This is a genomic window from Bradyrhizobium sp. NAS80.1 (assembly GCF_001908205.1).
Lineage (GTDB): Bacteria > Pseudomonadota > Alphaproteobacteria > Rhizobiales > Xanthobacteraceae > Bradyrhizobium.
This window is the reverse complement of the sequence record NZ_LGHL01000214.1, coordinates 16,294-38,726: the sequence shown is the minus strand read 5'-3', so window position 1 is coordinate 38,726 and position 22,433 is coordinate 16,294. Positions and strand designations below refer to the sequence as shown.

Genomic DNA, 22,433 nt, shown 5'->3' with positions numbered 1-22,433 from the left:
CCGCCGGACCTAGGGCCGCCACCGCCGCCACCACAGGCGCCCGGCGTGCGCGGCTTCCGCGACATCACGGCCGATGCAAACGATCTCGGCGGCGCGGCCGCGCAGGCCAACCGCGCCGCGCGCCGGACCTATGCCAACGTGCCCTCGCCCTCGCCGGAATTCGACCGGCTGGAGCCGAGCCTGGAAAACCGCGCCGGCGAGCAGGACGCGCCCTATTCCTACGACGAGTCGATCGAGGAGGCCGAGCGTTACGCGCCGCAGCCGCCATCGTCGCGTCCACGTATCGCGCCCGAGCGTGAGGCCAAGAAGCGCCGCCGCGCCGGCTCGGCGTTCCCGTTCAAGAGCGCCATCGCCGTCGGCATCGTGCTGATCCTGGTCGGTGCCGGCATCCTCTGGGGCAAGTCGCTGGTGCAGACTGTGAGCGGCCTGCTCAAGTCCTCGCCCACCCAGGTGGTGGAGGCGCCGAAGGATACGGCCCAGCCGCAGAGCAAGCCCAAGATTCCGGATCGCGTCGGCCAGCCCTCGGCGAGCGACCAGCCGGCCGCGCCGGTGGCGCAGAAGGTCGTGCTCTATGACGAGGATCCGTCCGATCCGAAGGGCAGGCAATATGTCGGCTCGGTGGTGTGGCGGCTCGAGCCGATCAAGGCGTCGGGCAACCAGAAGGCCGACGTCGCCGTGCGCGCCGACATCGAGATCCCCGACCGCAAGTTCAAGATGACGATGTCGTTCCGCCGCAATACCGACTCGTCGCTGCCTGCGAGCCACACTGCGGAATTGACCTTCATCCTCCCGCCGGATTTTCCGGGCGGCAGCGTCGCCAACGTGCCGGGCATCCTGATGAAGTCGAACGAGCAGGCGCGCGGCACGCCGCTCGCAGGCCTCGCGGTCAAGGTCACCGACGGCTTCTTTCTGGTCGGCCTCTCCAATGTCGACGCCGACCGCGCCCGCAACGTCCAGCTCCTGAAGGAGCGTTCGTGGTTCGACGTGCCGCTGGTCTACGCCAACCAGCGCCGCGCCATCATCGCCATCGAGAAGGGCGCCCCGGGTGAGCGCGCCTTCAACGACGCCTTCGCGCAGTGGGGCGACTGAGGGCCGTCGGCTGCCCCCGTCATCCGCGCCATCTCCGGATTCCGGGGCTGACTCCAAGTCGTTGCCCCGGAATGACATCCCGATAAGCTTCATTTCCCATCCAACAAACCCTCTCCCCGCCATAGCCGCGAGCTATGGCGGTCCGGCATTTATTTGGATGCCGCCGTTCCCAGCCGTGTGGCAATGCGGAGATCACCGCATGAAACGCGGACAAGCAAAATAAATGGGAGAGCGCCGGTGAAGCCCCAAAACCTCCTCATCCTGATGTCGGACGAGCACAACGCGCGGATGATGGGCTGCGCGGGCGACCCGCTGGCGCAGACGCCCAATCTCGACGCGCTCGCCGCGCGCGGCACGCGCTTCACCGATGCCTACACGACCTGTCCGATCTGCGTGCCGGCGCGCGCGAGCTTTGCGACCGGGCGTTACATCCACGACATCGGCTATTGGGACAATTCGATCGCCTATGATGGCCGCGTGCCGAGCTGGGGCCACCGGATGCAACAGGCCGGCGTGCGCGTCGAATCGATCGGCAAGCTGCATTATCGCAGCGGCGATGATCCCGCCGGCTTCGACCGCCAGCATATCCCGATGCACATCACTGGCGGCGTCGGCATGATCCAGCTCTCCATCCGCAAGCAGTTTCCCGATTTCGTGGCACCGCCCCGGCGCCGAGCGGCAATTGCCGAGAGCGCCGGCCCGGGCGAGAGCGAATATACCCGCTACGACCGCCGCGTTGCCGACATCGCCGTCGATTGGCTCCAGGCGGCCGCGACTTCGGACAAGCCGTGGGTTCTCTTCGTCAGCTTCGTGACGCCGCACTATCCCCTGGTGGCGCCGAAGGAGTTCTTCGATCTCTATTCCGTGGAGCGGATGCCCGATGCGAAGTTCGGCCCTGGTTCGGGCTACCAGCCACACCCATGGCTTGCGGACCTCATCGCCGGCGGCCCGCCCAAGGCAGAGGACCAGCGCGTCGCCTACGCCGCCTATCTCGGTCTCATCAGCTTCATGGACGCGCAGGTCGGCCGCGTGCTCGGCGCGCTCGACAGTGCCGGGCTGCGTGACACGACGCGCGTCATCTACACGTCCGACCACGGAGAGAACGCTGGGGCCCGCGGCATCTGGGGCAAGTCGAACCACTATCAGGAAGCCGTCGCCGTTCCGATGATCGTGGCAGGCCCCGACGTGCCGGCCGGAAAGCTCTCGGCGACGCCCGCCTCGCTGGCCGATGCCTATCCCTCCGTGCTCGACTGCGCGGGCCTGCCCAAGGAAGCCGGCATTCCCGGCCGGTCGCTGTTCGAGCTCGCCGGTAACGCCGACGATCGCGAGCGCATCGTGTTCAGCGAATACCATGCGGCGGCTTCGCCCTCAGCGTCCTACATGATCCGCAAGGGCCGGTTCAAATTCATCTACTATGTGCGCTTCGCGCCCGAGCTGTTCGACCTCGAGGCCGATCCGGCGGAGAGCGAGAATCTTGCCGCGCGGCCCGAATATGCCGCCACGGTCCGCGAACTGGAGGCCGATCTCCGTCGCATCCTCGATCCGGAAGAGCAGGATCGTCGCGCCAACGAGGCGCAACGGCTGCTCATCGAGAGCAAGGGTGGGCCTGATGCCGTCATGGCGAACCTGCCGACCAAGAAGCTCTACACGCCGGTGCCGCCAGAGCTGCTGTCCTGACCGGATACGGAGCGCAAGATGACAGAAGTCTCCTCCGTGTCCTCGCCTGCCGCCGAACAGGCGCAAACCGATGCCGGAACGCGCGAAGCTGCCGCGGGCACGATCCTGCGCAATCGCTGGGTTCGCATTCTTGGTGTCTCCTTCGTGATGTATGTGCTGGCCCATGTCGACCGGGTGAATCTGTCGATGGCCGCGCCCTATGTGCGCGAGGAGCTGTCGCTGTCCCCGGCAGCCCTCGGCTTTGCCTCCGGTCTGTTCTTCTGGGGCTACATTGTCCTGCAGATACCGGCCGGCCGTCTGGCCTCTACCTGGAGCCCGAAGCGGTTGCTGCTGTGCCTGCTCCTGCTGTGGAGCTCGGTCTCGCTCACGACGGCCTTCGTGCATACTCAGACCGAGCTCAGCATCAACCGCTTTGCCCTTGGCCTGTCCGAAGGCGGCGTGCTGACCTGCACGCTGGTCCTGATCCGCAACTGGTTCACGCGGGCCGAGCGCGCCCGCGCCAATGCATTGTTTCTCCTCAGCCTGCCGATCGGGCCGATGATCGCGAGCCCGATCTCGGGCCTGATCCTGTCCTATGCGGACTGGCGTTGGATGTTCGTGATCGAGGCGGTGCCCGGTTTCCTCTGGGCGCTGGTCTGGTTCTGGGCGATCGATGATCGTCCGCAGGATGCAAGCTGGCTTGCCGAGGACGAGCGCGCGCACCTCGTCAGGCAATTGGCTCTGGAGGACGAGGGCACGGTGCGCATCTCCGGTCACTGGCTCTCGACGCTGTGGCAGCCGAGCGTGCTCCTGCTCGCGCTCTACAATTTCTTCGCGCTGATGGCCGAGTGGGGCGTCAATTTCTGGTTCCCGACGGTACTGAAGGAGACTGGCTTGCCGATCGGGGTGGTTGGCTTGCTCGCGGCCTTGCCGCCCGCGCTCGGCATCGCGCTGATGATCGGCACCGCGGCAAGCTCCGACCGCCTGCGTGAGCGCAAATGGCATATGATCGCGGTGACTGCGCTCTCGGGCCTGCCGCTGTTGGCGATGCAGTTCACCGAGGGCGGTACGCTCTGGACCGTGCTCTGCCTGTCGCTCGCGATCGCGATCTTCCTCGGGCGGTTCGGGCCGTTCTGGACATTGCCCGGCGAGGTACTGCCGCCCGCAGTGATCGGCGTCGGCATCGGCCTCATCAATGGCGCCGGCAATCTCGGCGGCACGGTCGGTCCCTACTTCTTCGGCGTGGTGAAGACGCAGACCGGCACGTTCTCGCTCGCGCTCGCCGCGGCCGGCGTCTCGCTGATCCTGAGCGCGCTGATTGCCGTACCGATCAGGACGAAGCGCGGCGGCTAGTCGCCCGCTCGGCTCGTCGCGCGTGACGGGCTCTGTTATAGTTCCAGGGATGGAGCTTCGACATCTCGAACAGATCGTCGCGGTCTGCCGCTCGGGCAGTTTCAGCGGCGCAGCCAAGGCGCTCGGCATTGCGCAGCCGACGCTCAGCAAGAGCATCAGCCGGCTGGAAGCAAAGCTCGGCGTGAAGCTGTTCGAGCGCACCAACGCCAATGCGCGGCCGACGGTCTATGCGCAGTTCGTCGCCGATCATGCCGCAAGTCTGCTGCAGAACGTCACGGCGTTGAGCCATCAGCTCGAGCAGATGGCCAAGGGCGAGGCCGGGTTGTTGCGCATCGGGGTGGGACCTGCGACGCGGCTGCGTCCGCTGCCGCAGTTGGTCCGCAAGGCGGCTCAAGCCTTTCCGCAGCTCCAATTCGTCACCCGCTATGCCGGCCCGAACCTGATGATGCGGGCGCTTCGCGCCGGGAAATTCGATCTGGTGTTTTGTCACCGCGAGATCGCGGCGTCGCAGCAGGATCTGATCCGGGTCAAGATCTTCGAGGATCGCTATGTCGTGGTCGCGCGGCAGGACAATCCTGCCTGCCACGGCACGCCACTTTCGGCGCAGGAATTCTTGCGGCTACCGCTCGCAAGCGCGGGCATCACCCCCGATTTCGATGCCTGGCTCGGTGCGCCCGGCGAATACCAGAAGCGCAAGCTCGAAGCGTTCCTGTCCGACGATTACGACCTGATCAGGCAGATGGCGATGACGCCGGGCTATGTTGCCCGCGGCCCGCGCTTCGTGTTTGAGCAGGAGCTGGCGCGCGGCGAACTCTTGGAGATCCCGCTGGAACGGGATTTCCAATACGAGTGCTGGATGCTGACGACGAGCGCGCTATGGCGCTCGCCGATCGTCAAGGCGATTGCCGGCTTGGCCAAGTGAGCTGCCAAGTGAGCCCATGAGCGAGCGCCTGCGCGGCCGGCGCTATTGCGCGGTGGCTTCCCGCTTGCGCGCTGCCGCAGCGGCAGCCGCCTCGCGGTCCATCACGGCGCGGCAGCCGGGGCTGACATTCGCCTTGTTCCGCACCATGCAGGCCCTGATCCGCGGGATGTCCGGGATTTCACTGGAGCACAGCCGCATCGCATCGCCCGTGCACATCTGCTGCGCTTCGGACGAAAAGGCGAGGCCGGGTAATGTCTGGAGAGCGAAGGCGGTGGTGGCGAAGGCGAATAGCGAAGCGATCGTCTGATAGCGTGTCATGATGAATGTGTCCCCGAGTTCCGTGGGCTTGAGCCGCTTGGTTTTGGGGCGCCGCACGCGGCTTGATCTGCCGCATGTCACAGCCTTCACGCCGGGAACTCAGTCCCGCATGTGGTCGCTCGATTTCCTGATGTTCGAATCGAAAAGTGCTGCGCCGCCCGAGCGAAGTATGCGCCATTGCCGCGCGGCTGCAATGGTCAGCTCGAAGGAATTCGCAATTGTTGCGCGTACGTCACGTCGAAGTGGCGCGTTGCATCAGACGAGGCGATAGGATGGCGTGCTTGTGGCGTCGCTCTCGCCAGGGGTCTCGCAGAGTGCAGCCGCGTGTTCCTCGACGGCGCTGACGCCCTTCGCGGTGAGCTCGAACAGGTCGCCGTCCTTCATCACGTAGCCGTCGGCGATCAGTTGTCCCATCTTGCCTTGCCGGTCGTCGGCGAAGGCAACGGATTGGCTGATGTCCCGCAGGATCGAGAGCTGTTCGTCGCGCAGCATGGCTTCACTCTCCGTTCGCTGAAGATCCAACGATCGTCACATGCCGTGGCTCTCGAACACCTTGCGGCAAGATCTCGACAGCCTGGCGCGGTTGGCTTGCAGGCATGCCTGCACTGCATTGTCATTGCCGAGGTCCTTGCGGCAGAAGCGCGATGCATCCCGCGAGCAGGCGTTCTGCTCCTGCGGGGTCCCCTGGTGGCCTTGCGCGAGAACCGGCGTGGACCACACGCCGCTCAGGGCTGCAAGGACGAGCGTCGCGGCGAGAGCTGATTTGTGGGACATCGACACGACTCCATCTGACCTGCGGTAGGGATTTCGGTCCTGTCAAAACTCGTCGCCTTGCCACTTGTTCCCCGTCCGGGGCCGGGCGGTCGCCTGGACCCCGCTATCCAAGCTTGTCGCCACGCTGCTATAAATGTGGCGTAGTGTGAGGGTATTTGATGAAACGCTATTTGGTGTTTGCGCTGGTGGGCCCGTTCGTGGGCGGGTTCCTGCTGCTGCTGACGACCACCTATCAGTCCGGCTATTGGGCCCACACCAACCTCGCCGAGGTCGGCAAGCTATTCGTGGTGTTCTTCAAATCCCTGCAATACAGCTATTTGTTCGGCTTTCTGCCCTCGCTGATGATCGGCGCTGTCGACGACATCCTGCTCCACATCAAGCGGATCGGCCCGGTGTTGCGGATGCTCCTGGTCGGCCTGTTCGCCTTCGTGCTGGCCTCGCTGACCTACAGCTCGCGCGGGCAGGATTCGGGCGCGGTGCAGTTCATCCTGTACGGTCTGGTCGGGTTCGTTCCGGCGGTGCTTTCATCCTGGCTCGTGCATCGATATGTCGAGGAGCCGCAGCCCGCGGCGGCGCCAACCTGAGCGCGCGACCTTCGACCGCAGCGCAGCAACTCCGGCCGCGTTCGGGTGTTTCCTCTGGGCGATGACCATGTCCGACGATGACATTGTGACGAGACGCAGGCCCCGTTCCGGGCGAACCTCGCACGCGGCCTTTTCAGGCGCTGAAGCGCGCGGGCCGATCATCGACCAGGAAGGTCACGTGATCCGCCCCGAAACGCTGGAGCAGGGGTTTCGCGAATTTCGCTACGAGTTTGGCAAGGACAATCCGTTCGCCGGCAGTCCGTTCGGCAATCTGACGCGCGAGCAGCGGATCGCGCGTCTTGAGGCGATCGCAAAGCTGCTCGACGTCGCCTTCATCCTGCCCGGCACCAACATCCGCTACGGCATCGACGGGTTGATCGGCCTGATCCCTGTTGTCGGCGACATCATCACCGCGGCGATCTCGCTGTGGCTGGTACGCGAGGCGCGAGCGCTGGGCGCGCCCTGGTACATCACAGCGCGCATGCTCGGCAATGTCGCGGTTGACGGCGTGGTCGGCATCGTCCCGTTCGCGGGCGACGCATTCGACGTCATGTTCCGCGCCAACATGCGTAACGTGCGCCTTTTACGCCGCTGGCTCGACAAGCAGCCGCGCCTGTAATGCACGGAGGCTTCTTTCTTCGCCTCGCCCCGCTTGCGGGGAGAGGTCGGAATTCGCGCAAAGCGCGGATTCCGGGTGAGGGGGAGTCTTCGCGAGTTTAACTCTCACCGTGATTGCGGATGCAGCTCCTCACCCCGACCCTCTCCCCGTAAGAACGGGGAGAGGGAGAAGAGAGATCGGCCCGGAAACGCAAAAAGCGCGACAGCCTTTCGGCCATCGCGCTTTCAGCGCACATCGGAGGCTTGCGAAAACTTACGCCGCGTCGGCGTCGGTGCTGGTGTCCGGCTTGGGGCGGCGGGGCAGCGGGAAGGCTTCGCTCTCATAGAGCGAGCGGATTCCGTTCTGGTCGAAGCGCGCTTCCTCGACCTGGAGATAGGCGCCGTTCAGCGAATCCGTCGGCAACTGCTCCATCGCGAACTGCACGGCTTCGGCAGCGGTGCCGAACCGGCGATAGGTGAAGCCCGCACGCTTCTTCTTGCGGATCGCGGCGGGGAAGAGTTCGGCGGAAGTGTTGAAGTTGAACGGACGCATTGGACGCATGGTCAAAGACCTCGTGATCTTCTCTGGGGCTTTAAGCGCGTGGGGTTTGGGAGGGCAGAGGCCGCAATCAAGCGGGCCCGCCGCACATGTCATTGTCGCCCTCTAATATAGGCCGATTTGACAAAATTGCGACCCCTGCGAACGCAGATGATGAATCCGCGCATGGCAGCTCCGCAGCCAGGATTAGCTTAGTTATTTCAATGGCTTGAATGGTTTACAACTTGCCAAGAAGCAGCAGGACGATCAGCACCACGAGCACGACCCCGCCGATCCCCATGCCGGAATGGCCCATGCCGTAGCCATAGCCGCCGATCCGGCCGGACATGCCGCCGAGCAGATAGATGATCACCAGGATGATCAGGATGGTCCCAAGCGACATGGCATCCTCCCTAACGGCCGCCGGACTGCGATCATCGGCCGCGCCGCCAGGAGAGAAAAGCACAGCGCGCCGCCGGGTTCCATGACGGAACCGGCAGCGCGCAACTTTATTTCGGCTCGAGCTTCAGCGCCGCAGAGTTGATGCAGTAGCGCAGGCCGGTCGGCCCGGGGCCGTCGGGGAAGACGTGGCCCAGATGGCCGCTGCACTTGGAGCACAGCACCTCGGTGCGGATCATGCCGTGGCTCGCATCGTGCTCCTCGTCGATATGGCTCTCGACGGCCGGCTGGGTGAAGCTCGGCCAGCCGCAGCCGGAATCGAACTTGGCGTCGGACTCGAACAGCACGTTGCCGCAGCCGGCGCAGACATAGGTGCCGGCGCGGTGGTCGTGCTCATACTCGCCGGAGAAGGGACGCTCGGTCGCCTTCTCGCGCAGCACGGCGTACTGCATCGGCGTCAATTCGCGACGCCACTGCTCTTCGCTCTTGATGACCTTGTCGTCCGTAGTCTTCGCCTTGGTGTCGGGCATGGGTCTCCCGTTGTTTCCGTGAATCTCGCGATCAGTTGGTGACCTTGCTGGCACTCACCAGCGTCGGCTTCTCAATGTAGTTATCCGCGAACAGCTTTTTCAGATTCTCGACCTTCGGGATGTCGTTATACGCGATGTAGGGCTGGGTCGGATGCAGCGTCAGATAGTCCTGGTGATAGGCCTCCGCCGGGTAGAACGCCTCCAGCGCGCCGACCTTGGTCACGATCGGCTTGCTGAACACCTTCGCGCCGTTGAGCTGGGCGATATAGGCCTCCGCCACCTTCTTCTGCTCCTCCGAGGTGGTGAAGATCGCCGAGCGATATTGCGTGCCGACGTCCGGGCCCTGGCGGTTGAGCTGGGTCGGGTCGTGCACCACCGAGAAGTAGATCTGGAGGATCTTGCCGTAGGAGATCTTCCTGGGGTCATACTTGATCTCGACCGACTCGGCGTGGCCCGTCCGGCCGCTCGAGACAGTCTCGTAGTCGGCGGTCGCCTTGGTGCCGCCGGCATAGCCGGAGACCGCGTTGACGACGCCCGCGGTGTGCTGGAATACGCCCTGGACGCCCCAGAAGCAGCCACCGGCGACCACCGCGGTCTGGATTCCGCTCGCGGGCGCTGCATCCGTGGCGGGGGGCGGGGATCACGACCGCATCCTCGGCGGCCCGGGTCGGCGCGGCGAAGGCCAGCGTCAGGGCGGTGGTTGCGGCGAGGAGGGACAGCAGGGCAGGTCGGCGCATGGCGGATCCTCTTTCGGAAGGCTGACAGTCTAGGGCGGCTTGGGCCGGGCGAACAGCCTGCCCGGCCGCGCTTTCGCATCTGAGATACGGGCACGGGCGGTGATTGTTACGCCGGGACGGACACGAGTCTGTGAAAAAAGCCGTCCACAATAGCTCGGCTGCAGCCTCGCTTGGCGCGGCCGCGAACTCCGCGCTAGATGAACCCGCGCGATCGATGATCGACTTAGAAATGTGGTGGCTGGAGCTGATCTGACAACATGCTGCGCGCCGTTCCCCTGACCCTCGCCGTCCTCCTCGCTGTCCTGGCCGCCTGCACCTCGATCGCCACGGCCGATCCGCAAGCCGGCGACGACCTCGCGACCTGCCGCGACCGCCAGGCCGACGCGCAGGCTCGTGCGACGGCCTGCGACAACCTGCTCAATGCCGACCGGCTCACCGGCAAGGACAAGTCGGTCGCGCTCGGCGTACGCGGCAACACGCTGATCAACAAGCGCGACTACGATCGCGCGATCGAGGTGCTGACATCCGCCATCGCCGCCGATCCGGACAATGTCGGGGTCCTCAACCTGCGCGGCGTCGCCTATGAGCGCAAGGGCCAGGACGATCTTGCGATGGCAGACTACAACCTCGCCATCCAGAAGCGGACCAATTACGGCGTCCCATACAGCAATCGCGGCACCATTCAGCTGCGCCGGGGCGCGCTGCAAAGCGCGCTCGACGATCTCAATCTGGCGGTCAAATACGCGCCGAAATTCCTGCTCGGCTGGACCAACCGCGCCCGCGTGCGCACGCTGATGAAGGATTTCAACGGCGCGATTGCCGACTTTGCGGAAGCCGAGAAAATCGACCCGGCCGCGCCGCAGATCGCCGGCAACCGCTGCATCACCTACGGCATGATGGGCAAATACGACCGGGCTTTCGCTGATTGCGACGGCCTGATCCAGAAGCAGCCGAAGAACACGTTCGCGCTCAACAATCGTGGCGACGTCAACATGATGAAGGGCGACCTCGACGCCGCGCTGAAGGACTACAACGCGGTCATCCAGATCAACCCGAACAATGTGCGCGCCCATTCCGGCCGCGGCCAGATCTACGAGCGCAGGCACGATCTCGCCCAGGCGCGCGCCGATTACCGCTCGGCGGCCTATTCGCTGACGAGGTTCGACGAGCTCGACGTCGCCCGCGCCCGCGCCAAGGCGCAGGAGCGGCTCGCCGCGCTCACGCCGCAGGTGCCGGCCGGGTCGAACGCGCGCCGCGTCGCGCTGGTGATTGGCAACGGCGCCTACAAGAACGTCCACGCATTGCCCAATCCTCCGCGCGATTCGAAGCTGATCGCGGGCGTGCTGCGGGATCTCGGATTCCAGACGGTGATGTCAGTCAGCGACCTCACCCGCGACAAGTTCTTCCAGACGCTGCAAGCCTTCGCCGATGAAGCGGAAAAGGCCGATTGGGCCGTGGTCTATTATGCCGGGCATGGTTTCGAGATCGGCGGCGTGAACTATCTCGTGCCAGTCGACGCAAAACTCACCGCCGACAAGGACGCCGAGACCGAGGCCGTCGCGCTGGAGCAGGTGATCGCCGCCGTCGGTGCCGCGCACAAGGTGCGCCTGGTGATGCTGGATGCGTGCCGCGACAATCCGTTCGCGCCGACCATGCAGCGCACGCTGTCGCTCAAGCTGGTCGACAAGGGCTTTTCCAACATCGAGCCCGGCGCCGGCTTCATGGTGGTCTACGCCGCCAAGCACGGCGAGACCGCAATGGACGGCGATGGTGGCGCCGACAGCCCCTTCGCAACCGCGCTCGCCCGCGAAATCAAGGTGCCGCGCGTCGAGATCCGAAAGCTGTTCGACATCGTCCGCGACGACGTCTGGTCCGCGACCAGGCACGAGCAGCAGCCGTTCACCTACGGTTCGCCGACGGGACGCGAGGACTTCTATTTTGTCGCGGGGAAGTGACGGCTGCGCGCCGGCCGACCGGTGAGGTCAGATTCCGCACGGACGTGAACATTCACCGACTCGCAGAGCCGCGATGTGCTATTTAAGGCTCAGCAAAGGAGCTTGTTAGAACCCGCAGCGCACACTGAGATGGGTGTTCAGATGATCACAATTCCAGAACTGGTAGCGCAGACTCTAGCATCGTTTTTGACCTCGGATACACGAGATCGGTTTGGCTATTCGCATGCCCGCCTGGCTGAAATTCTTCCCTTTGCGGCCAGACTCACATTGGAGTGCATCGGCAACAGCGACGCCCTGTATCACAACATAGAGCACTCGATGCTCGTTACTCTGGCCGGGCACGATATCCTGATGGGACGAATGCTGTTGCGGCCGACGACAGTCGCGGACTATGCGAATTTTACCCTGGCGTGCCTCACCCATGACATCGGGTACGTGCGCGGAGTCATTCAAGGAGATGGCGACGACTCCTATGTCGCAGATTTAACTGGTCGCATGGTTCGTCTCCCGCGGGGGGCCTCTGACGCCGCGCTCGCACCCTATCATGTGGACCGCTCAAAATTGTTCGTCCTGGAACGTCTCGACGACGTCGAAGAGATCGACGCAAGCCGAATTGCCCGAGCCATAGAATTTACGCGCTTTCCCTATTCGGAATCCTCAATCGACAATTTGATGGAAGAGGAGGGCATGTTGCTGCGCGCAGCCGACCTTATTGGTCAGCTCGGCGATCCCAACTACCTGAGAAAGTCGAATGCTCTGTTTCACGAGTTTGAGGAAATCGGTTTGAACAAAAAGCTCGGCTATGAGACGCCCGCCGACGTCGTCTACAAGTACCCGCAGTTTTACTGGAACAACGTTGCTCCACAAATTCAGGCCGCGATACGCTATCTCAATATCACCTCGAGCGGTCGGCAATGGATCGCAAATCTTTACAGTAATGTTTTCCGGGCCGAGCGCGAGCCGGGCCTATCGGGTCCGCAACCTTGAATCTTCGCCAACAAACTCGCTGTGGTAGGGCCCCGGATCTGAGCTACGCTTGTCCGGACGACAGTTGAGAATTCGTAGCCCGCATGAGCGAAGCGACATGCGGATCTTTTCGTCCCGGATATCGCGGAGCCTGTCATCGGGCGGCGCTTCGCGCCGACCCGTTGGCTCATCCGGGCTACAACAACTCAGCCGTAGGGTGGGTAAAGCGAAGCGTGCCCACCATCTTTACTGCGTGTTGGGATGATAATGGTGGGCACGGCGCTTCGCACCTTTGCCCACTACGGCAGCCTCACACCACGATGCTCAGCCGCTTAGCCGCGCGCGTGATGCCCGTGTATAGCCACCGCGCCCTGGAGTCCTGGAACGCAAAGCTCTCGTCGAACAGCACGACGTCGTCCCATTGCGAACCCTGCGACTTGTGCACGGTCAGCACGTAGCCGTAATCGAATTCGTCATAGGGCTTGCGCTGCTCCCAGGCGATCTGCTCGATGCCGCCCTCGAAACAATCGGCGCGCACCGAGACCTTCGTCACCTTGTGCCCGAAATCCTCGTCCGGCGACAGCCGCATGCTGAGGATGCGCGACTTCGAGCGCGAGGTGTTGCGCGACTTCACGCGCCACAGGCCGCCGTTGAACAGGCCCTTCTTGCGGTTGTTGCGCAGGCAGACCAGCTTGTCGCCGGCGACCGGAAACTGGTCCTCGATGTTCTGGCGCTGGCGCACGCGCATGTTGTAGGCGCGGCGGGTGTTGTTGCGGCCGACCAGGACCTGGTCCGCGCCCATGACGCGGTCGGGGTCGAGCTCCCTACGGGAGACCACCTCGCTGTCGCCGTAGCGGCCGATGTCGAGCTCGCGGCCCTCGCGGACGTCCATCGACATCCGCACGATCGGGTCGTCCTGCGCCTGGCGGTGCACCTCGGTCAGCATCGCGTCGGGCTCGGTATTGGTGAAGAAGCCGCCGCCCTGGATCGGCGGCAGCTGCGCGGGGTCGCCGAGCACGAGCAGGGGACAGTCGAACGACATCAGGTCGCGGCCCAATTCGGCGTCGACCATCGAGCATTCGTCGATCACGATCAGCTTGGCTTTGGAGGCGGGCGCGTCGTCCCACAGCTCGAAGCTCGGCTGCTCCTCGCCGGATTCGCGAGCGCGGTAGATCAGGGAGTGGATGGTGGAGGCGTCGTCGCAACCCTTGTTGCGCATGACCAGCGCCGCCTTGCCGGTAAAGGCGGCGAACTTCACCTCGCCGTCGACGCCGTCGGCGATATGCCGCGCCAGCGTGGTCTTGCCGGTGCCGGCAAAGCCGAACAGGCGGAAGATTGGCGGCGTGCCGTTGCGGCCGGGTTTTGCCTTGAGCCAGTCGCCAACGGCCTTGAGCGCGGCGTCCTGATGCGGGGTGAATGTCGCCATGTCTGTCTTGAGGAAGGGCGAAATCAACCGATTCGCCATCCCCCAAAACTAACCATTCGCACCGCCGGTTCAAGCGGTGCAAACCCGGTTGCCCGCGGCCCTATTGCCAGCCGGGAACGCCGCGCATGTCGGGCAGATGGTGCGCAATGCCCTTGTGGCAGTCGATACAGGTCTTCTCGCCGGTGAACAGGTAGCGCTGATGCGCCACCGAGGCCCGCGGCGACTGCTTGGTGATGTCCATGGAATCGGCGCTGTGGCAGTTGCGGCATTCCAGGGAGTCGTTGGCCTTGAAGCGCGCCCATTCATGCGCGGCCAGCTCGAGCCGGTGATCCTGGAACTTCTCGCGGGTGTCGATCGTGCCGAAGATCTTGCCCCAGACCTCCTTGGAGGCCTGCATCTTGCGCGCGATCTTGTCGGTCCAGTTGTGCGGCACGTGGCAATCCGGGCAGGTGGCGCGCACGCCGGAGCGGTTAGTGAAGTGAATAGTCGACTTCAGCTCGGCGAAGACGTTGTCCTTCATCTCGTGGCAGCCGGTGCAGAACTTCTCGGTGTTGGTCAATTCCAGCGCGGTGTTGAAGCCGCCCCAGAAGATGACGCCTGCCACAAAGCCCGCGAGCACGAGCGTGCCGAGCGCGAACACCGAGCTCGGACGCCGCAGCACGTCCCAGAGCTCGAGCGCGAAGTCCCAGCTTCGCGCGATGAAGCCGCGCTTGGGTTTTGGCTCGTCAGCACCCGTCGTCATCGGCGTCCACCGGGGCTTGCGCGCGAGAGCAGCGTGTCGATGTCGGTGAAGTCGTTGCTGACCGGCGGAGTGGCGGTGTTCTGCGGCACGTGGCACTCGGTGCAGAAGAAGCGGCGCGGCGAGATCGAAGCCAGGAACTGGCCGTCACGGTCCATGAAATGCGTGATCGAGACCATCGGCGCCTGCGATTCCGACGTGCGCGAGCGCGCATGGCAGGACAGGCATTTGTTGCTGTTGAGGTCGATCTGGTAGCCGTCGATCGAATGCGGGATTACCGGCGGCTGCTCCGGATAGTTCCGCGACTCCTTCTCGGAGGTGTTGCGATTCGGCAGCATCGGCGGCGCCGGGCCTTCGTCATTGAGCGGCGTCGCGCCGCGCAGGCCGGAGGTCACGGTCTGTGCGGTCAGTGAGCCCGTGCCCGCGGCAATCGCGAGCGCCAGCAGGACAATTCCACTTCGCTTCAGCATGGTCACACCCGCTCGATGCGCACGGCGCATTTCTTGTAGTCGGTTTGCAGCGAGATCGGATCGGTGGCGTCCAGCGTCACCTTGTTGATCAGCTTGGATTCGTCGAACCACGGCACGAACACCAGACCGCGCGGCGGCCGGTCGCGGCCACGCGTCTCGACGCGGGCGCGGATATAGCCGCGGCGCGAGACCACCTTAACTTCGTCGCCGCGGCGCAGCTTCGCTTCCTGCGCGTCGTCGGGATGCATGAAGCAGACTGCCTCGGGGAACGCCTTGTAGAGCTCGGGCACGCGGCGCGTCATGGTGCCGGAATGCCAATGCTCCAGCACGCGGCCGGTCGAGAGCCAGAACGGATACTCGTTGTCGGGCGATTCCGCCGCCGGCTCGTAAGGCAATGCGAAAATGCGCGCCTTGCCGTCGGGATAGCCGTAGAACTGCACGTCCGTTCCCTGCTTGACGTAGGGATCGCTGCCCTCGCGGAAGCGCCATTTGGTTTCCTGGCCGTTCACCACCGGCCAGCGCAGGCCGCGCTCGCGGTGATAGGTGTCGAACGGTGCGAGGTCGTGGCCGTGACCACGGCCAAACGAGGCATACTCCTCGAACAATCCCTTCTGCACGTAGAAGCCGAACGCCTTGGATTCCTCGTTGGCGTAGCCTTCCTCGATCTCCGAGGTCGGGAACTTGTCAACCTGGCCATTCTTGAAGAGCACGTCGAACAGCGTCTTGCCGCGAACGTCCGGCTTCTTGGCGATCAGCTCCTCGGGCCAGACCTCCTCGATCTTGAAGCGCTTGGAGAATTCCATGAGCTGCCACAGGTCGGACTTGGCCTCGCCCGGCGCGTTGACGAGCTGGTGCCAGAACTGCGTGCGCCGCTCGGCATTGCCATAGGCGCCTTCCTTTTCCACCCACATCGCGGTCGGGAGGATCAGGTCGGCGGCCAGTGCCGTCACCGACGGATAGGCATCCGAGACCACGATGAAATTGTCGGGATTGCGGAAGCCCGGATAGGTCTCCTCGTTGGCGTTGGGACCGGCCTGCAGGTTGTTGTTGACCTGCACCCAATAGGCGTTGATCAGGCCGTCCTTCAGCATCCGGCTTTGCAGCACGGCGTGTGCGCCGGGCTTGTCGGGAATAGTGCCTTCGGGCAACAGCCAGAGGTGCTCGGCGTGGTCGCGGTGCGCCTTGTTGGTCACGACCATGTCGGCGGGCAGTCGGTGCGAGAACGTGCCGACCTCGCGCGCGGTGCCGCAGGCCGAGGGCTGGCCGGTGAGCGAGAACGGGCTGTTGCCGGGCGCGGAGATTTTTCCGGTGAGCAGATGGATGTTGTAGACGAGGTTGTTGCACCAGACGCCGCGGGTGTGCTGGTTGAAGCCCATGGTCCAGAACGAGACCACCTTGGTCTTCGGATCGGCATAGAGCTCGGCGAGCGCCTCGAGGCGGTTGAGCGGCACGCCCGACATTTTCGCCGCCTTCTCCAGCGTGTAGTCCGAGACGAACTTGACGTATTCGTCGTAGCTCATGTCGGTGGAGTCATTGGCCTTCGCCGCGCCCGTCGCCTTCTTCTGGAGCGGATGCTCGGGCCGGAGACCGTAGCCGATGTCGGTCTGTCCGCGCCTGAAGATGGTATGGGCGTTGACAAAGTCCTTGTTGACGCGGCCGGTCTTGATGATGTGGTTGGCGATGGCGTTGAGGATGTAGAGATCGGTCTGCGGCACGAACACCATGCCGATGTCGGCGAGGTCGAACGAGCGGTGCTCGAAGGTCGAGAGCACGGCGACGCGGACATGGGGCGCGGACAGCCGGCGATCGGCCACGCGCGTCCACAGAATGGGATGCATCTCTGCCATGTTGGAGCCCCACAGCACGAAGGCATCGGTGGCTTCGATGTCGTCATAGCAGCCGGCCGGCTCGTCGATGCCGAAGGTGCGCATCATGCCGGCAACCGCGGACGCCATGCAGTGCCGCGCATTGGGGTCGATGTTGTTGGTGCGGAAGCCGGCCTTGAACAGCTTCGAGGCGGCGTAGCCTTCCCAGATCGTCCACTGGCCGGAGCCGAACATGGCGACGCCGTTCGGCCCGCGCTTCTTCATCGCCTCCTTCCACTTCGCCTCCATGATGTCGAAGGCTTCGGTCCAGGACACGGGCGTGAAGTCGCCGTTCTTGTCGTACTTGCCGTTCGTCTTGCGCAGCATCGGCTGCGTCAGGCGGTCATGGCCGTACATGATCTTGGAGAGGAAGTAGCCCTTGACGCAGTTGAGGCCGCGATTGACTTCGGCCTTGATGTCGCCGTGGGTGGCGACGACGCGGTTGTCCTTGGTCGCGACCATCACGGAGCAGCCGGTGCCGCAGAAGCGGCAGGCGGCCTTGTCCCATTTCAGTTCGCTGTTGTCGCGCTCGGAGACGAGATTGGCGGCGAGCGCCGGTGCCGGCATGCCCGCGGCAGCGGCCGCGATTGCGGCGGCTTCGAGCTTCAGCATCTGGCGGCGGTCGAGCTTCGGCGATGTCATAATGGCTCTTCCTGACTCAGGCGGTTTCGATGGCGTGGAAGACGAGCGCTGCGGAATAGACGTTCGGCAGCGACTGGATGGTGTTGAGAATGGTGCCGAGGCTGCCGGCGTCCGGCGCTTCGGTCACGACGACGAGCTTTCCGCGCGCGTCGCGGCCGTGAATCTCGCAGCCGTGAATCGCAGTGATCTCGGCCTCCAGCTCGGCCAGGCGCTCGGGCCTCGCCTGCACGACGATGCTGGCGATCTCGCAGCCCGGAGGCGGCACGATGCGGTCGGCGCTGAGCACCCGGCCGGTGATCAATGCGCGGCGGTTGAGTGTGGCTTGGGCCATGATGCCTGCCTTTCGCTTTTCGGGATCAATGCGGGGAGGGTGGTGGGCCGGGAGGGCCCGCAAACATCTGATAGATCCAGACGCCGAGGCCGTAAGAGCCGACCGTTCCAACCGCGAGGACGGGCATTACGACCGCGGTCAGGAACAGGAAAGCGAAAATCTCCATGCGCTTACGGCGCACGCGCGTCGTCGTGTCGTCAGGGGCCGACATATTCGGTCTCTCTGAAATGGTATTGGAATCGGGACGGCATCCGGGCCGTTACCTTGCTGCACCTTAGGTGCAGACAAGTTACGAAGGCCTTGATTTGGATCAATGGCTCAAGTCGGCGAGATGTCGCAGCGCCGCCTCGCGGACAGAGTTGCGCTGCCACGTATGCGCGAACAATCGATCTCCCGCGCGGCGGAATTGCGATTCCGTAGACAGCGCCGCCTCACTCATTAAGATGAGTCTAACAACAATAATGCGGGAGAGGCGTCATGAAGTTCGGCATCTTCTACGAGCTACAGTTGCCACGGCCCTGGGTGGCCGGCGATGAGCTCAGGCTCTACCAGAACGCCCTCTCGCAGATGGAACTCGCCGACAAGTTCGGCTACGACCACGCCTGGGTCGTCGAGCATCACTTCCTTGAGGAATACTCGCACTCGCCCTCGCCGGAATCGTTCCTCGCAGCCGCGAGCCAGCGCACGAAGAACATCAGGCTTGGCCACGGCATCCTTCAGCTCACCACCAACCATCCGGCCCGCGTCGCCGAGCGCGTCGCGGTGCTCGATCTGCTCTCCAACGGCCGCTGTGAATTTGGCATGGGCGAGAGTGCCTCCATCACCGAGCTCACGCCGTTCGGCCGCGACATGGAGACCAAGAAGGAGGTCTTCGAGGAGGCCGTAGCCGCAATCTTCCCGATGTTCAGGGATGCCGGCAGCGAGCATCACGGCAAGTATTTCGACATTCCGTTGCGCAACGTCGTGCCAAAGCCGGTGCAGAAGCCGCATCCGCCGCTGTGGATGGCCTGCTCGCAGCTGCCGACCATCGAGCGTGCCGGGCGCCACGGCTTTGGCGCGCTCGGCTTCCAGTTCGTCAGCGCCGACGCTGCACACGCCTGGGTGCACGCCTATTACAATGCGATGACCAAGCGGCTGCACAAGCTCGCCGACTACGAGATCAATCCGAACATGGCGCTGGTGTCGTTCTTCATGTGCGCCAGGACCGACGAGGAAGCGCGTGCGCGCGCCGACGGCGCCACCTTCTTCCAGTTCGCGCTGCGCTTCTACGGCGCCTCGCAGAACCGCCAGCGGCCCGCGCCTTACACCGTCAACATGTGGGACGAGTACAACAAGTGGAAGCGCGACAATCCGGAAGCGCAGGAGGCGGCGCTGCGCGGCGGCCTGATCGGCTCGCCCGAGACGATCCGCAAAAAGCTGAAGCGCTTCCAGAGCTCCCACATCGACCAGGTCATCCTGCTCAACCAGGCCGGCAAGAACAGCCACGAGCATATCTGCGAATCGCTCGAGCTGTTCGGCCGCGAGGTGATGCCGGAATTCCAGAACGACCCCGCCCAGGCCGCCTGGAAGCAGGGCGTGATGAGCGGCGAGATCAAGCTGGAAGAGATCGACACCGAGGCCTTCACCGACCGCTACGGCAAGCTCGCCATCAACGTCGCGCCGGCGCAGGCGGCGGCGGGGTAGGGCGGTCGAGCGTTCCCGCTGCTGCGGCATGGGCCCCGGCTCAGCAGCGCACCGTTTCACGCTGCGCTGCGTCCGGGGCACGAGACTGCCCAACAATGCGCTAGCTCTCTTGTCCCGGACGCGCTGCAGCGTGCAACGCTGCTGCGCAGAGCCGGGACCCAGAAGCAGCGCTGGAACGGCTGGCTTCCGGTGCGATGCCCTTATATCCTCCGCGACAAGCAACCAAGAATCCCGAGGAAACCCGTTTGAGCACCGCGCCACGCATCGACATCGACCCGGCCGCGTTCTGGGCTGATCCCTACCCGGTGTTAGCTACGATGCGGAGGGAGGCGCCGATCGCCTTTGTGCCGCAGCTCGGCTCGACCCTGCTGAACTGCCGCGACGACATCTCGATTTCCGAGAAGCAGATCGACGTGTTCTCCTCGCACCAGCCCGCGGGCCTGATGAACCGGCTGATGGGCCACAACATGATGCGCAAGGACGGCGAGGCGCACCAGGTCGAGCGCCGCGCGATGTTTCCGACGGTGTCGCCGAAGACGGTGAAAGCGCACTGGACGGCGCAATTCCAGGCCCATGCCGATCGCATCATCGATGCGATCGCGCCGGGCGCGCGGATCGATTTCATGCGCGACTTCGCGCTGCCGTTTTCAGGGGAATGCCTGAAGTCGATCACCGGCCTCACCAATATCGGCTTTGCCGAGATGGACTCCTGGTCGCAAGGCATGATCGAGGGCATCGCCAACTACGCCGGCGATCCTGCGGTCGAGGCGTGCTGCCATGCGGCGACATCAGGCATCGACGCCGCGATCGACGACATGCTGCCGGTGATGCGAAAGAATCCCGATCAGAGCATCCTCGGCGTCCTCCTCGCCTCGGGCATGCCGATGGAAACCGTGCGCGCGAACGTCAAGCTCGCGATCTCCGGCGGCCAGAACGAGCCGCGCAAGGCCATCGCCGGCACGGTGTGGGCGCTGCTCACGCATCCCGAGCAACTCGATCTCGTGCGCAAGGGCGAGGTGTCCTGGCTGCAGGCTTTCGAGGAGTACGCCCGCTGGATATCGCCGATCGGCATGTCGCCGCGGCGGATCGCAAGGCCGTGGTCGATCCGCGACGTCGCCTTCGAAACCGACGAGCGCGTGTTCCTGATGTTCGGCTCGGCCAATCGCGACGAGAAGCATTTTGAGCGAGCCGACGAATTTGACGTGCGGCGTGATACGTCCAAGAGCGTTGCATTCGGCGCCGGTCCGCATTTCTGTGCCGGCGCCTGGGCCTCGCGCGCTATGATCGCCGACGTCGCGCTGCCGACCGTGTTCGCGCCTGCGGGGCGGATCGAGATCGCCAATGACGAGCCGGTGCGGATCGGCGGCTGGGCGTTCCGAGGGCTGCAGAATCTGCCCGTGAGATGGCAGAGCTAGCTCGGCGGAGCGCTCTGCCGACCTGCGGCCATGATGAGATTGTGCCGCTGTTTTGCCCGACGTGTCAAAGATTTCGGAAAATGCGCGTGCCCTGAAACGATGGCACCGGCTACTTTGCATGGGGTTGTTTTCGCGTTTTTTGATCCGGTCGCCCGTCTCCGGCCGGATGCGCACGGCTATCACATCCGCGTGCAGAAAAATTCCATCTTCATTCGCTCTGCGGGTTGAAAGATTAATCATGCGCTTTGCGCCGAGCGCAGTGCTCGCATCGCTATTTTTCTGAGTGTCTCGACACCTCCACCAAGCCGCACCATCATTCCCGCATCGCAAGGAATGTCGGCCATTTGCGGCCGGGAGTTTGGAATGCAGCGTCGGGACTTTCTCAAACTATCCGTTGGAACCTCGGCAGCCGCTGCGTTCGCTTCGCGCGCAAATGCCCAAGGCGCGGTGAAGGAAATCCGTATCGGCTATCAGAAGAACGGCGTGCTGGTCATCACGCGGCAGCAGGCCGCCTTGGAAAAACATTTCTCCCCGCAAGGCATCGAGGTGAAATGGGTCGAGTTCTCCTCGGGGCCGCCGATGATGGAGGCGATGAATGTCGGCAGCGTCGATTACGGCGCGGTCGGCGATTCCCCGCCGGTCTTCGCGCAGGCCGCTGGCGCCGCGATCGTCTATGCCGCAGGCCAGCCCATCACCAACGGCCAGGGCATTCTGGTGCCGAAGGATTCGCCGATCCGCACGATCGCTGAATTGAAGGGCAAGCGCGTCGGCTTCACCAAGGGCTCCAGCGCCCACAACATCGTGGTGCAGACGCTGGAGAAGGCCGGCCTCACCTATGCCGACATTACGCCGGTTTATCTGACGCCGCCGGACGCCGGCCCTGCTTTCGCCAATGGCAGCATCGAGGCCTGGGCGATCTGGGATCCTTACTTCGCCATCGGCGAGACCAAGCAGAGCGGCCGCATCCTCGTCAACGCGCACGAGATCACCAAGACCAACTCCTTCTACATCGCCAACCGCGATTTCGCGAAGGACCATGGCGCGATCCTGCAGCAGATCATCGACGTCACCACGGCAACGGCCGCCTGGGCCGAGCAGCATCGCGATGAAGTGGCAAAGTCGCTCGCTGCGGTCACGGGCATTCCGCTCGATATCCAGACCATCGCGGCCAACCGCTCGTCCTACCGCGTCGGTCCCGTCACCGACGACATCGTTGCGACCCAGCAGGGCGTTGCCGACCGCTTCTACAAGCTCGGCCTGATCCCGAAGCCGATCGCGATCCGCGACATCGTCTGGCGCAACCCGGCAGCCTGATCGTGCCGACCAGTCTCCCCATTCATAAGGGTTTGAACATGAGGCGTATCATTCAACGTCTGATCGCGGCCATCGTGCTGTCGATCGGCATCGTCGCGGCCGCCGTCGGCACGACCTACGGCTAGTCATC

General features: G+C 64.2%; 24 protein-coding genes and 1 pseudogene. 12 read left to right on the top strand and 13 right to left on the bottom strand.

Annotated features, from left to right (window positions below):
- From AC629_RS37255 to AC629_RS37240, 4 genes are all read left to right on the top strand, one after another.
- Positions 1 to 1,089: hypothetical protein (locus tag AC629_RS37255; protein ID WP_084809723.1), on the top strand; the 1,089-nt coding region annotated here is incomplete at its 5' end.
- Between the two features lie 237 nt (positions 1,090 to 1,326).
- The gene (locus AC629_RS37250; protein ID WP_143199740.1) at positions 1,327 to 2,766 is read left to right on the top strand and encodes a sulfatase-like hydrolase/transferase; all 1,440 of its coding nucleotides are present in this window, start codon (positions 1,327 to 1,329) and stop codon (positions 2,764 to 2,766) included.
- 18 nt (positions 2,767 to 2,784) lie between these two features.
- Positions 2,785 to 4,098 (top strand): MFS transporter, encoded by a 1,314-nt coding sequence (locus tag AC629_RS37245; RefSeq protein ID WP_084809720.1) that lies wholly within the window; start codon positions 2,785 to 2,787, stop codon positions 4,096 to 4,098.
- Between the two features lie 49 nt (positions 4,099 to 4,147).
- Positions 4,148 to 5,020, top strand: coding sequence for a LysR family transcriptional regulator (locus AC629_RS37240; protein ID WP_084809719.1), 873 nt, complete (start codon positions 4,148 to 4,150; stop codon positions 5,018 to 5,020).
- Between the two features lie 42 nt (positions 5,021 to 5,062).
- Here the strand turns inward: AC629_RS37240 and AC629_RS37235 are convergent, their stop codons facing one another.
- The 3 genes from AC629_RS37235 to AC629_RS37225 form a co-directional block, all read right to left on the bottom strand.
- On the bottom strand, positions 5,063 to 5,338 hold the full coding sequence (locus AC629_RS37235) for a hypothetical protein (protein ID WP_349531459.1): 276 nt from the start codon (positions 5,336 to 5,338) through the stop codon (positions 5,063 to 5,065).
- Positions 5,339 to 5,593: 255 nt separating this feature from the next.
- Complete coding sequence (locus tag AC629_RS37230; protein WP_084809717.1) at positions 5,594 to 5,830, bottom strand: hypothetical protein; 237 nt, start codon at positions 5,828 to 5,830, stop codon at positions 5,594 to 5,596.
- A gap of 36 nt (positions 5,831 to 5,866) precedes the next feature.
- Positions 5,867 to 6,112, bottom strand: coding sequence for a hypothetical protein (locus AC629_RS37225; protein ID WP_084809716.1), 246 nt, complete (start codon positions 6,110 to 6,112; stop codon positions 5,867 to 5,869).
- 158 nt (positions 6,113 to 6,270) lie between these two features.
- Here AC629_RS37225 and AC629_RS37220 point away from each other — a divergent pair, with 158 nt between their 5' ends.
- Positions 6,271 to 6,696: a DUF5413 family protein gene (locus AC629_RS37220; protein WP_084809715.1), complete on the top strand. Its 426-nt coding sequence runs from the start codon at positions 6,271 to 6,273 to the stop codon at positions 6,694 to 6,696.
- Between the two features lie 61 nt (positions 6,697 to 6,757).
- Positions 6,758 to 7,315 carry a DUF4112 domain-containing protein gene (locus tag AC629_RS37215; RefSeq protein ID WP_084809714.1) on the top strand — a complete coding sequence of 186 codons (558 nt, stop codon included), beginning with the start codon at positions 6,758 to 6,760 and terminating at the stop codon, positions 7,313 to 7,315.
- A 252-nt stretch (positions 7,316 to 7,567) separates the two neighbouring features.
- Here AC629_RS37215 and AC629_RS37210 read toward each other — a convergent pair whose 3' ends face one another.
- From AC629_RS37210 to msrA, 4 genes and pseudogenes are all read right to left on the bottom strand, one after another.
- Positions 7,568 to 7,855 carry a hypothetical protein gene (locus AC629_RS37210; RefSeq protein WP_084809713.1) on the bottom strand — a complete coding sequence of 96 codons (288 nt, stop codon included), beginning with the start codon at positions 7,853 to 7,855 and terminating at the stop codon, positions 7,568 to 7,570.
- Positions 7,856 to 8,069: 214 nt separating this feature from the next.
- Positions 8,070 to 8,234 (bottom strand): DUF3309 family protein, encoded by a 165-nt coding sequence (locus AC629_RS37205; RefSeq protein ID WP_074122648.1) that lies wholly within the window; start codon positions 8,232 to 8,234, stop codon positions 8,070 to 8,072.
- Between the two features lie 106 nt (positions 8,235 to 8,340).
- Positions 8,341 to 8,760: a peptide-methionine (R)-S-oxide reductase MsrB gene (msrB, locus tag AC629_RS37200; protein ID WP_074122647.1), complete on the bottom strand. Its 420-nt coding sequence runs from the start codon at positions 8,758 to 8,760 to the stop codon at positions 8,341 to 8,343.
- Positions 8,761 to 8,791: 31 nt separating this feature from the next.
- Positions 8,792 to 9,497: pseudogene (gene msrA / locus AC629_RS37195) on the bottom strand (peptide-methionine (S)-S-oxide reductase MsrA).
- 257 nt (positions 9,498 to 9,754) lie between these two features.
- Here msrA and AC629_RS37190 point away from each other — a divergent pair.
- Complete coding sequence (locus tag AC629_RS37190) at positions 9,755 to 11,452, top strand: caspase family protein (RefSeq protein WP_084809712.1); 1,698 nt, start codon at positions 9,755 to 9,757, stop codon at positions 11,450 to 11,452.
- 141 nt (positions 11,453 to 11,593) lie between these two features.
- Positions 11,594 to 12,439: a metal-dependent phosphohydrolase gene (locus AC629_RS37185; RefSeq protein ID WP_084809722.1), complete on the top strand. Its 846-nt coding sequence runs from the start codon at positions 11,594 to 11,596 to the stop codon at positions 12,437 to 12,439.
- 289 nt (positions 12,440 to 12,728) lie between these two features.
- Here the strand turns inward: AC629_RS37185 and AC629_RS37180 are convergent, their stop codons facing one another.
- The 6 genes from AC629_RS37180 to napE form a co-directional block, all read right to left on the bottom strand.
- Positions 12,729 to 13,844 (bottom strand): ATP-dependent DNA helicase, encoded by a 1,116-nt coding sequence (locus AC629_RS37180; RefSeq protein ID WP_074122657.1) that lies wholly within the window; start codon positions 13,842 to 13,844, stop codon positions 12,729 to 12,731.
- A 100-nt stretch (positions 13,845 to 13,944) separates the two neighbouring features.
- On the bottom strand, positions 13,945 to 14,586 hold the full coding sequence (locus AC629_RS37175) for a NapC/NirT family cytochrome c (protein WP_084809711.1): 642 nt from the start codon (positions 14,584 to 14,586) through the stop codon (positions 13,945 to 13,947).
- Positions 14,583 to 15,053, bottom strand: a complete 471-nt coding sequence (locus tag AC629_RS37170; protein WP_084809710.1) for a nitrate reductase cytochrome c-type subunit — start codon at positions 15,051 to 15,053, stop codon at positions 14,583 to 14,585. The genes AC629_RS37175 and AC629_RS37170 overlap by 4 nt, the downstream gene beginning before the upstream one ends.
- A gap of 2 nt (positions 15,054 to 15,055) precedes the next feature.
- On the bottom strand, positions 15,056 to 17,560 hold the full coding sequence (napA, locus tag AC629_RS37165; RefSeq protein ID WP_084809709.1) for a nitrate reductase catalytic subunit NapA: 2,505 nt from the start codon (positions 17,558 to 17,560) through the stop codon (positions 15,056 to 15,058).
- A gap of 16 nt (positions 17,561 to 17,576) precedes the next feature.
- A complete protein-coding gene (locus AC629_RS37160) occupies positions 17,577 to 17,891 on the bottom strand; it encodes a chaperone NapD (RefSeq protein WP_084809708.1) in 315 nt (104 codons plus the stop codon).
- 25 nt (positions 17,892 to 17,916) lie between these two features.
- On the bottom strand, positions 17,917 to 18,102 hold the full coding sequence (napE, locus tag AC629_RS37155; protein ID WP_074122641.1) for a periplasmic nitrate reductase, NapE protein: 186 nt from the start codon (positions 18,100 to 18,102) through the stop codon (positions 17,917 to 17,919).
- A gap of 266 nt (positions 18,103 to 18,368) precedes the next feature.
- On the opposite strand from napE, the gene AC629_RS37150 reads away from it, so the two are divergent.
- The 4 genes from AC629_RS37150 (at position 18,369) to AC629_RS50000 (ending at position 22,428) form a co-directional block, all read left to right on the top strand.
- Positions 18,369 to 19,574, top strand: coding sequence for an LLM class flavin-dependent oxidoreductase (locus tag AC629_RS37150; protein ID WP_084809707.1), 1,206 nt, complete (start codon positions 18,369 to 18,371; stop codon positions 19,572 to 19,574).
- A 245-nt stretch (positions 19,575 to 19,819) separates the two neighbouring features.
- Positions 19,820 to 20,989, top strand: coding sequence for a cytochrome P450 (locus AC629_RS37145; protein WP_210419157.1), 1,170 nt, complete (start codon positions 19,820 to 19,822; stop codon positions 20,987 to 20,989).
- A gap of 363 nt (positions 20,990 to 21,352) precedes the next feature.
- The gene (locus AC629_RS37140; RefSeq protein WP_084809705.1) at positions 21,353 to 22,303 is read left to right on the top strand and encodes a sulfonate ABC transporter substrate-binding protein; all 951 of its coding nucleotides are present in this window, start codon (positions 21,353 to 21,355) and stop codon (positions 22,301 to 22,303) included.
- A 2-nt stretch (positions 22,304 to 22,305) separates the two neighbouring features.
- Entirely contained in the window at positions 22,306 to 22,428 is a 123-nt protein-coding gene (locus AC629_RS50000) for a hypothetical protein (RefSeq protein ID WP_283848226.1), read from the top strand.
- The last annotated feature ends 5 nt before the right edge of the window (positions 22,429 to 22,433 follow it).

Coding starts and splice junctions, on each gene's coding strand:
- AC629_RS37245 (WP_084809720.1), top strand. CDS start 2,785: ATGACAGAAGTCTCCTCCGTGTCCTCGCCTGCCGCCGAACAGGCGCAA.
- AC629_RS37240 (WP_084809719.1), top strand. CDS start 4,148: ATGGAGCTTCGACATCTCGAACAGATCGTCGCGGTCTGCCGCTCGGGC.
- AC629_RS37235 (WP_349531459.1), bottom strand. CDS start 5,338: ATGACACGCTATCAGACGATCGCTTCGCTATTCGCCTTCGCCACCACC.
- AC629_RS37230 (WP_084809717.1), bottom strand. CDS start 5,830: ATGCTGCGCGACGAACAGCTCTCGATCCTGCGGGACATCAGCCAATCC.
- AC629_RS37225 (WP_084809716.1), bottom strand. CDS start 6,112: ATGTCCCACAAATCAGCTCTCGCCGCGACGCTCGTCCTTGCAGCCCTG.
- AC629_RS37220 (WP_084809715.1), top strand. CDS start 6,271: ATGAAACGCTATTTGGTGTTTGCGCTGGTGGGCCCGTTCGTGGGCGGG.
- AC629_RS37215 (WP_084809714.1), top strand. CDS start 6,758: ATGACCATGTCCGACGATGACATTGTGACGAGACGCAGGCCCCGTTCC.
- AC629_RS37210 (WP_084809713.1), bottom strand. CDS start 7,855: ATGCGTCCAATGCGTCCGTTCAACTTCAACACTTCCGCCGAACTCTTC.
- AC629_RS37205 (WP_074122648.1), bottom strand. CDS start 8,234: ATGTCGCTTGGGACCATCCTGATCATCCTGGTGATCATCTATCTGCTC.
- msrB (WP_074122647.1), bottom strand. CDS start 8,760: ATGCCCGACACCAAGGCGAAGACTACGGACGACAAGGTCATCAAGAGC.
- AC629_RS37190 (WP_084809712.1), top strand. CDS start 9,755: ATGCTGCGCGCCGTTCCCCTGACCCTCGCCGTCCTCCTCGCTGTCCTG.
- AC629_RS37185 (WP_084809722.1), top strand. CDS start 11,594: ATGATCACAATTCCAGAACTGGTAGCGCAGACTCTAGCATCGTTTTTG.
- AC629_RS37180 (WP_074122657.1), bottom strand. CDS start 13,844: ATGGCGACATTCACCCCGCATCAGGACGCCGCGCTCAAGGCCGTTGGC.
- AC629_RS37175 (WP_084809711.1), bottom strand. CDS start 14,586: ATGACGACGGGTGCTGACGAGCCAAAACCCAAGCGCGGCTTCATCGCG.
- AC629_RS37170 (WP_084809710.1), bottom strand. CDS start 15,053: ATGCTGAAGCGAAGTGGAATTGTCCTGCTGGCGCTCGCGATTGCCGCG.
- napA (WP_084809709.1), bottom strand. CDS start 17,560: ATGACATCGCCGAAGCTCGACCGCCGCCAGATGCTGAAGCTCGAAGCC.
- AC629_RS37160 (WP_084809708.1), bottom strand. CDS start 17,891: ATGGCCCAAGCCACACTCAACCGCCGCGCATTGATCACCGGCCGGGTG.
- napE (WP_074122641.1), bottom strand. CDS start 18,102: ATGTCGGCCCCTGACGACACGACGACGCGCGTGCGCCGTAAGCGCATG.
- AC629_RS37150 (WP_084809707.1), top strand. CDS start 18,369: ATGAAGTTCGGCATCTTCTACGAGCTACAGTTGCCACGGCCCTGGGTG.
- AC629_RS37140 (WP_084809705.1), top strand. CDS start 21,353: ATGCAGCGTCGGGACTTTCTCAAACTATCCGTTGGAACCTCGGCAGCC.